This is a genomic window from Xenorhabdus sp. PB30.3 (assembly GCF_963895965.1).
Classification (GTDB): domain Bacteria; phylum Pseudomonadota; class Gammaproteobacteria; order Enterobacterales; family Enterobacteriaceae; genus Xenorhabdus; species Xenorhabdus stockiae.
In genome coordinates this window covers 1-7723 of the sequence record NZ_CAWQMW010000038.1, presented here as the reverse complement: position 1 = coordinate 7723, position 7723 = coordinate 1, and the positions used below count along the sequence as shown (strand labels likewise).

At 42.5% G+C, this 7723-nt stretch carries 6 protein-coding genes; all 6 read left to right on the top strand.

The genetic code is table 11. From position 1 onward, the window contains the following. Window positions 1–201 precede the first annotated feature (201 nt). Window positions 202–1842, top strand: a complete 1641-nt coding sequence (locus AACX38_RS03620) for an ABC transporter substrate-binding protein (protein WP_228865735.1) — start codon at window positions 202–204, stop codon at window positions 1840–1842. Window positions 1843–1966: 124 nt separating this feature from the next. Continuing rightward, a complete protein-coding gene (oppA, locus tag AACX38_RS03615) occupies window positions 1967–3607 on the top strand; it encodes an oligopeptide ABC transporter substrate-binding protein OppA (RefSeq protein ID WP_228865734.1) in 1641 nt (546 codons plus the stop codon). 84 nt (window positions 3608–3691) lie between these two features. Then, window positions 3692–4612, top strand: a complete 921-nt coding sequence (oppB, locus tag AACX38_RS03610) for an oligopeptide ABC transporter permease OppB (protein WP_099108083.1) — start codon at window positions 3692–3694, stop codon at window positions 4610–4612. A gap of 14 nt (window positions 4613–4626) precedes the next feature. Next, window positions 4627–5535, top strand: a complete 909-nt coding sequence (gene oppC, locus AACX38_RS03605; RefSeq protein WP_099108082.1) for an oligopeptide ABC transporter permease OppC — start codon at window positions 4627–4629, stop codon at window positions 5533–5535. 9 nt (window positions 5536–5544) lie between these two features. Then, window positions 5545–6552 carry an ABC transporter ATP-binding protein gene (locus tag AACX38_RS03600; RefSeq protein WP_099108081.1) on the top strand — a complete coding sequence of 336 codons (1008 nt, stop codon included), beginning with the start codon at window positions 5545–5547 and terminating at the stop codon, window positions 6550–6552. Beyond that, window positions 6549–7550 carry a murein tripeptide/oligopeptide ABC transporter ATP binding protein OppF gene (gene oppF, locus AACX38_RS03595; protein WP_099108080.1) on the top strand — a complete coding sequence of 334 codons (1002 nt, stop codon included), beginning with the start codon at window positions 6549–6551 and terminating at the stop codon, window positions 7548–7550. The genes AACX38_RS03600 and oppF overlap by 4 nt, the downstream gene beginning before the upstream one ends. Window positions 7551–7723 lie beyond the last annotated feature (173 nt).

Genomic DNA, 7723 nt, shown 5'->3' with positions numbered 1-7723 from the left:
ATTGATTTCTCTGTTTACATCTTATATCTAAGAACAAACAATTACTTTAATGATTTAATAAACATATTATAAAAAATAGTATAACAAACCTAGTGTGGGTTGAATCTTAAACACATAAATTATCTTTATTTAATAAAATAGGTTATCGGGATTGTTGGATTAAAAAACGATTAATTTGCTGTTTATCACTTGGAGAGAATAATGAGAAAAATACCATCAAAGTTGAGTCAGTTGATTTCTTCTATCGTTTTATTATCGTTTCCCATAGCACAAGGGATGGCGGCGAAAGTTCCCGCTGGGGTAGCGTTGGCAGAAAAGCAGGAAGTTACCATTAATAATGGTGTTGAGGTTGTATCATTAGACCCTCATGTCGTTGAAGGTGGTCCAGAAACCAATGTTATTCGTAATTTATTTGAAGGGTTGGTGACTACTGATCTGAATGGCGAAACTGTGCCGGGAGTAGCCGAAAAATGGGAAAATGAAGGCTATCAGGTATGGACTTTTTATCTACGTAAAGATGCTAAATGGAGTGATGGCAAACCAGTCACGGCACAGGATTTTGTCTATAGCTGGCGCCGTCTTTCTGATCCAAAAGTAGGCTCCCCTTATGCCAGCTATTTGCAATATACCTATATGTTGAACGCAGATAATATCTTACAAGGAACGAAATCGCCTGAACAGTTAGGCGTAAAGGCGCTGGATGAGCAGCGTTTTCAGGTAACACTAAGTCGCCCTGTCCCTTATCTTATTAGTATGTTAAGCCACACTCCGCTGAAACCTGTGCGGCAGGATGTTGTAGAAAAATTTGGCATTAAATGGACTTCCCCAGAAAATTTTATTGGCAACGGATCTTATATATTAAAAGAGTGGGTTATTAATGAGCGAATGGTTTTAACACGCAACCCGCATTACTGGAATAATAAAGAATCCATTATAGAAAAAGGCATTTTACTGCCTATTGTTTCGGGTGTCAGTGATGTAAACCGTTATCGCAGTGGGGAAGTGGATATCACTCATGATGCTATCCCGCCAGAACTCTACCAGAAAATGAAACATGATATTCCCGATCAACTCCGAACAGTACCTTATCTATGTACATTTTATTACGAAATTAATCATAAAAATCCGTTATTTAAAGATAAACGAGTGCGTGAAGCCATTAAGCTGAGCCTTGACAGAGATATTATTACTGAAAAGATTATGGGGCAGGGGCAAATTCCGGCATACGGCTTCACTCCTACTTATATTGGTGGTGGCCTTACTGTTAATCCAGAGTGGGCAGGTTGGACACAGGAACAACGTAATCAACGGGCAAGAGAATTATTAAAAGAAGCAGGTTTTGATGCCAGTAATCCACTCAAATTCAGCCTGCTCTATAACACTTCAGAACAAAACAAACAGCAGGCTATTGCAGCTGCATCCATGTGGCAGAAGAATATTGGTGCAAAAGTCACGTTACAAAATCAGGAATGGAAAACTTCATTGCAAAATCGTCATCAGGGAAATTATGACGTAGTAAGAGCAACATGGTGCGGCGATTATAATGAACCTTCATCCTTCCTGAATTATTACTTATCAGATAGCAGTAATAATACGTCATTCTATAACAGTGAAGCCTTTGATAACTATCTCAATCAGGCTCTGACAGCCAAAGATGAGAAAACACGTAAAGAATTTTATCAAAAGGCGGAAGCTCAGCTTGATGCTGATTCAGGAACAATTCCTGTGTATTACCGGGTTTCTACACGCCTGATTCGTCCGACTGTCGGTGGTATGACAGGAAAGGATCCTCTCGATTATGTTGATCTTAAGAATTTATATATTAAGAAATTAGATAACTAATTGTTATTACAAATATTCTATTGCTGTAAATAAAACGATTCCTTTTGGGATGCAGAAAATAATTAGCCCTGAAAATGGGATGGCTTTTACGAAAGCCAGATGAATCAATAGGAGTAATAAGAAGATGGTAAACATAACAAGAAAGAAAATTGCTGCTGGCGTTGCAGTGGCATTGGGCATGATGATCGGAGCACAGGCATTTGCGGCAGAGGTTCCTGCGGGTGTACAGCTGGCAGAAAAACAAACGCTGGTGCGCAACAATGCCTCTGAACCGCAATCACTGGACCCTCATAAAGTAGAAGGTGTGCCGGAATCAAATATTACCCGTGATTTGTTTGAAACACTGGTGATTAATGATCCTGATGGCAACATTATTCCCGGTGTTGCGGAAAGCTGGGAACATAGCCCGGATTTTAAAACGTGGACATTCCATTTCCGTAAAGATGCAAAATGGTCAAATGGTGATCCTGTTACTGCACAGGATTTTGTTTATAGCTGGCAGCGCGCAGTGGATCCAAACACGGCATCCCCTTATGCAAGTTATATGCAGTATGCCCACATTCTGAATGTTGATGAAATTATCCGTGGTAAGAAAAAAACGGAAACCTTGGGTGTGAAAGCGTTAGATGACCATACATTCCAATTAACACTCAGTGAGCCTGTGCCTTATTTAGTCCGATTAATGGTTCACACATCAACATCGCCTGTCCATCGTGCAACTGTTGAAAAATATGGAGAGAGATGGACACAACCACAGAATTTTGTCGGCAACGGTGCGTATAAAGTGAAAAGCTGGGTGATTAATGAGCGCCTTGTTTTCGAACGTAACCCGATGTATTGGGATAATAAAAATACCGTTATTGATCAAACCACTGTTTTACCTATCTCCTCTGAAGTCACTGATGTCAATCGTTATCGCGCTGGCGAAATCGAGATGAGCTATGACAACTTACCTGTTGAATTATTTCAAAAACTGAAAAAAGAGATCCCTGAACAATTACGTGTTAATCCGAAATTGTGTACTTATTACTACGAAATTAATAATGACAGACCACCATTTAATGATGTTCGGGTACGTACTGCTCTAAAATTGGGTATGGATAGTGATCTGCTGACTCATAAAGTGAAAAATCAGGGAGATGTAACGGCTTATGGTTATACGCCGCCTTATATTGCTGACTTTAAAGATGTAAAACCGGATTGGTATACTAAATTGACTCAGCAACAGCGCAATGAAGAAGCGAAAAAACTTCTGGCTGATGCCGGATTTACCAAAGATAATCCACTGAAAGTTAAGTTACTGTACAATACTTCCGATCTGCATAAAAAATTAGCTATTGCCGCCGCCTCCATCTGGAAAAAGAATATCGGGGTTGAAGTTTCTCTCGTAAATCAGGAATGGAAAACGTTCCTTGACTCCCGCCATCAGGCTAACTATGACGTCGCCCGTGCTGGCTGGTGTGCTGACTATAACGAAGCCTCTACCTTCCTGAATCCAATGTTATCGAATAGTAGCAACAATACTGCCCACTATAAGAGCAAAGAATTTGATGCTCTAATGAAGCAATCACTGCAAGCTAAAACAGATGAAGAGCGCGCCGAAATTTATGCTAAGGCAAATGCTCAACTGGATAAAGATTCTGCAATTGTGCCTCTCTTTTACTATACGAACTCACGTTTATTAAAACCTTACGTAGGTGGTTACACCGGCAAAGATCCGCTGGACAACTTCCATACCAAGGATATGTACATTATCAAACATTAGGAATCAGCAGGTGGTTTAAGTAATAAATCACCTGTGTATCAGATAATTAATGACCATGGTTTGGTCAGACAATAGGAACGGGCAATGCTGAAATTTATTTTACGCCGTTGTTTAGAGGCGATCCCGACACTTTTCATTCTTATTACCATTTCGTTTTTCATGATGCGTCTTGCGCCGGGCAGCCCATTTACCGGGGAAAGAAAACTCCCGCCTGAAGTTATGGCGAATATCGAAGCGAAATATCACCTGAATGATCCTATCTATAAACAATATTTCAATTACTTGGTTCAACTTTCGAAAGGGGATTTTGGCCCTTCATTCAAATATAAGGACTACAGTGTAAATGATTTGGTGGCAGAGGCGTTGCCCGTTTCTGCTAAATTAGGGGCTGCGGCCTTTATTATGGCAGTGATATTTGGTGTTAGTGCGGGAGTCATTGCGGCACTGAATCAAAATACAAAATGGGATTACACGGTAATGGGGTTTGCTATGACAGGGGTTGTTATCCCCAGTTTTGTCGTTGCTCCCTTATTGGTTCTGATATTTGCAATTACACTAAAATGGTTACCGGGAGGCGGCTGGAATGGCGGGGCGCCTAAATATATGCTCTTGCCAATGGTTGCGTTATCCCTTTCTTATATTGCCAGTATTTCCCGTATCACTCGCGGCTCCATGATTGAAGTTCTGCATTCCAACTTTATCCGAACAGCAAGAGCCAAAGGGCTGCCACTACGGAAGATTATTTTCCGTCATGCACTGAAACCAGCCTTACTTCCTGTCATTTCCTATATGGGGCCCGCCTTTGTCGGCATTATTACTGGCTCGATGGTTATTGAAACTATCTTCGGTTTGCCCGGTCTGGGGCAATTGTTTGTTAATGGCGCTTTAAACCGTGATTACTCACTGGTGCTCAGCCTGACGATTCTGGTGGGTGGGCTGACCATTATGTTCAACGCTATCGTTGATGTGTTGTATGCCGTCATCGATCCGAAAATCCGTTACTAAGACTGGAGCACGCAATGTTACTGAATAAGAAAAATAGCGAAGCTCTGGAAAATTTTTCTGAGCAGCTGGAAATTGAAGGCCGCAGTTTGTGGCAGGATGCACGTCGTCGTTTTATTCATAATAAAGCAGCAATTACAAGTTTGTGTATATTGTTTGTCATCACATTGTTTGTCATTTTAGCGCCTATGTTATCTCAGTATACTTACGATGATACTGACTGGAACATGATGACCATGCCCCCTGATTTTGAGTCACACCACTATTTTGGTACAGATTCATCAGGCCGTGATTTGTTAGTCCGTGTTGCTATTGGTGGGCGTATTTCACTTATGGTTGGGATAGCAGCGGCTTTGATTGCCGTGATATTCGGCACATTATATGGTGCTATGTCAGGCTATCTTGGTGGCAAAGTCGATATGGTCATGATGCGTCTGCTGGAAATTCTGAACTCCTTCCCGTTTATGTTCTTCGTCATCCTGTTAGTGACTTTCTTTGGACAAAACATTCTGCTGATTTTTGTTGCGATAGGCATGGTGTCATGGCTGGACATGGCGCGTATTGTCCGGGGGCAGACATTGAGCCTCAAACGCAAGGAATTCATTGAAGCCGCACTGGTGTGTGGTGTGTCCAGCCGTAATATAGTTCTGCGTCACATTGTGCCGAATGTGTTGGGTGTTGTGGTGGTTTATGCTTCATTATTAGTACCGAGCATGATCCTGTTTGAATCTTTCCTGAGCTTTCTTGGTTTGGGAACGCAAGAGCCGCTCAGTAGTTGGGGAGCATTATTAAGCGATGGTGCCAACTCAATGGAAGTGGCTCCGTGGTTACTCCTGTTTCCTGCGGGCTTTCTTGTGTTAACCCTGTTCTGTTTTAACTTTATTGGTGACGGCCTGCGAGATGCCCTCGACCCTAAAGACCGTTAAGGAGAGCCTATGAATAGCGTAGAAACGATAAAACATGCTAAAAGCGCTGAATCACTATTAACGGTGAAAGATTTAAATGTGGTATTCAGTACGCCTGATGGCAACGTAACAGCAGTAAATAAACTAAATTTTGACTTACAGGCCGGAGAAACTCTGGGTATTGTTGGTGAGTCTGGTTCAGGTAAATCTCAGACAGCCTTTGCCTTGATGGGGTTACTGGCCAGTAATGGTACTGTCAGTGGTTCTGCTGTTTTTAACGGACGTGAGATTCTTAACCTGCAAGAAAAAGCGCTGAATAAAATGCGTGCGGAAGAAATCTCAATGATCTTCCAAGACCCGATGACATCTCTTAACCCTTATATGCGCGTAGGTGAGCAACTTATCGAAGTGCTGATGCTACATAAAAATATGAGCAAAAGTGAGGCCTTCGAAGAATCTGTTCGAATGCTGGATGCTGTTAAGATGCCTGAAGCGCGTAAGCGGATGAAAATGTTCCCGCATGAATTTTCTGGCGGCATGCGCCAGCGTGTCATGATAGCAATGGCATTATTGTGCCAGCCTAAACTACTGATTGCAGATGAGCCGACGACTGCACTGGACGTCACTGTTCAGGCACAGATCATGACATTGCTGAACGAACTAAAAAAAGAACTGAATACAGCCATTATTATGATTACTCATGATCTGGGTGTTGTTGCTGGTATTTGTGACAAGGTGTTGGTTATGTATGCGGGCAGGACGATGGAATATGGTACTGCCCGTGACATATTTTACCATCCGACACACCCTTATTCGATTGGCTTGCTTAATGCTGTTCCCCGGCTGGATGGCGATGAAGAGTCCTTGGCTACAATTCAGGGTAACCCACCAAACTTACTGCGCTTACCAAAAGGTTGCCCATTTCAGCCTCGTTGCCAGTTTGCGACTGAACATTGTGTGAGTGAAGAACCCCCGCTGGAACTATTTAACCCCGGACGCTTGCGTGCCTGCTTCAGACGTCAGGAGGAATTAGTATGAATACAGTTACTGAAAAAAAAGTCCTTCTGGAAGTGGATGATCTGAAAGTTTACTTTGATATCAAAGATGGTAAGCAGTGGTTTTGGCAGCCTTCTAAAGAGCTGAAAGCCGTAGATGGAGTTACCTTGCGATTATACGAAGGGGAAACTCTGGGCGTAGTGGGGGAATCCGGTTGTGGCAAATCAACACTTGCCAGAGCAATTATTGGATTAGTCAAAGCCTCTGGTGGCTCAGTGACCTGGCTTGGTCAGAATCTATTTGATCTCAATGACAAACAGTGGCGGGATATTCGCAATGATATCCAGATGATTTTTCAGGATCCTTTGGCTTCTCTTAATCCGCGTATGACTATCGGTGACATCATCGCTGAGCCACTGAAAACCTATTATCCTAAAATGAAAGATGTGGAGATAAAAGAAAAAGTCAAAAAAATGATGATGAAGGTAGGGTTATTACCGAACCTGATTAATCGTTACCCCCATGAATTTTCAGGTGGTCAGTGTCAACGTATCGGAATTGCCCGCGCTCTGATATTGGAACCTAAACTGATTATTTGTGACGAACCTGTTTCTGCACTGGATGTTTCTATTCAGGCTCAGGTTGTAAACTTGTTACAGGATTTGCAACGGGAAATGGGGCTTTCCCTGATTTTTATCGCTCACGATCTTTCGATAGTGAAGCATATTTCAGATCGCGTATTGGTTATGTATTTGGGGAACGCAGTCGAACTAGGGACTTACGACGAGGTTTATCATAATCCTCTGCACCCATATACCCGAGCATTGATGTCAGCAGTACCGATTCCTGACCCTGATAAAGAGCGCTACAAACAGATTGAGTTACTGGAAGGGGAACTGCCTTCACCAATCAATCCGCCATCCGGATGTGTGTTCCGTACCCGATGCCCAATGGCTGACGCGGAATGTGCCAAAACCCGGCCATTGCTAGAAGGTAGCTTTAAACATGCCGTTTCTTGTTTGAAGGTAGATCCGCTGTAGAACACAAAATCGCAAACACAAACAATAGATAAATAATACCGCTCGCACACTTATGCGAGCGGTTTTTTGTATATAGAAAACCCCCTGCTAGGCAGGGGGTTCCGTAGAGCTTTCAGCGATGAGGCAGCTATAAAAACCCCTTTTGATTTGTTAAAACACCTTGCGGTCTGGCA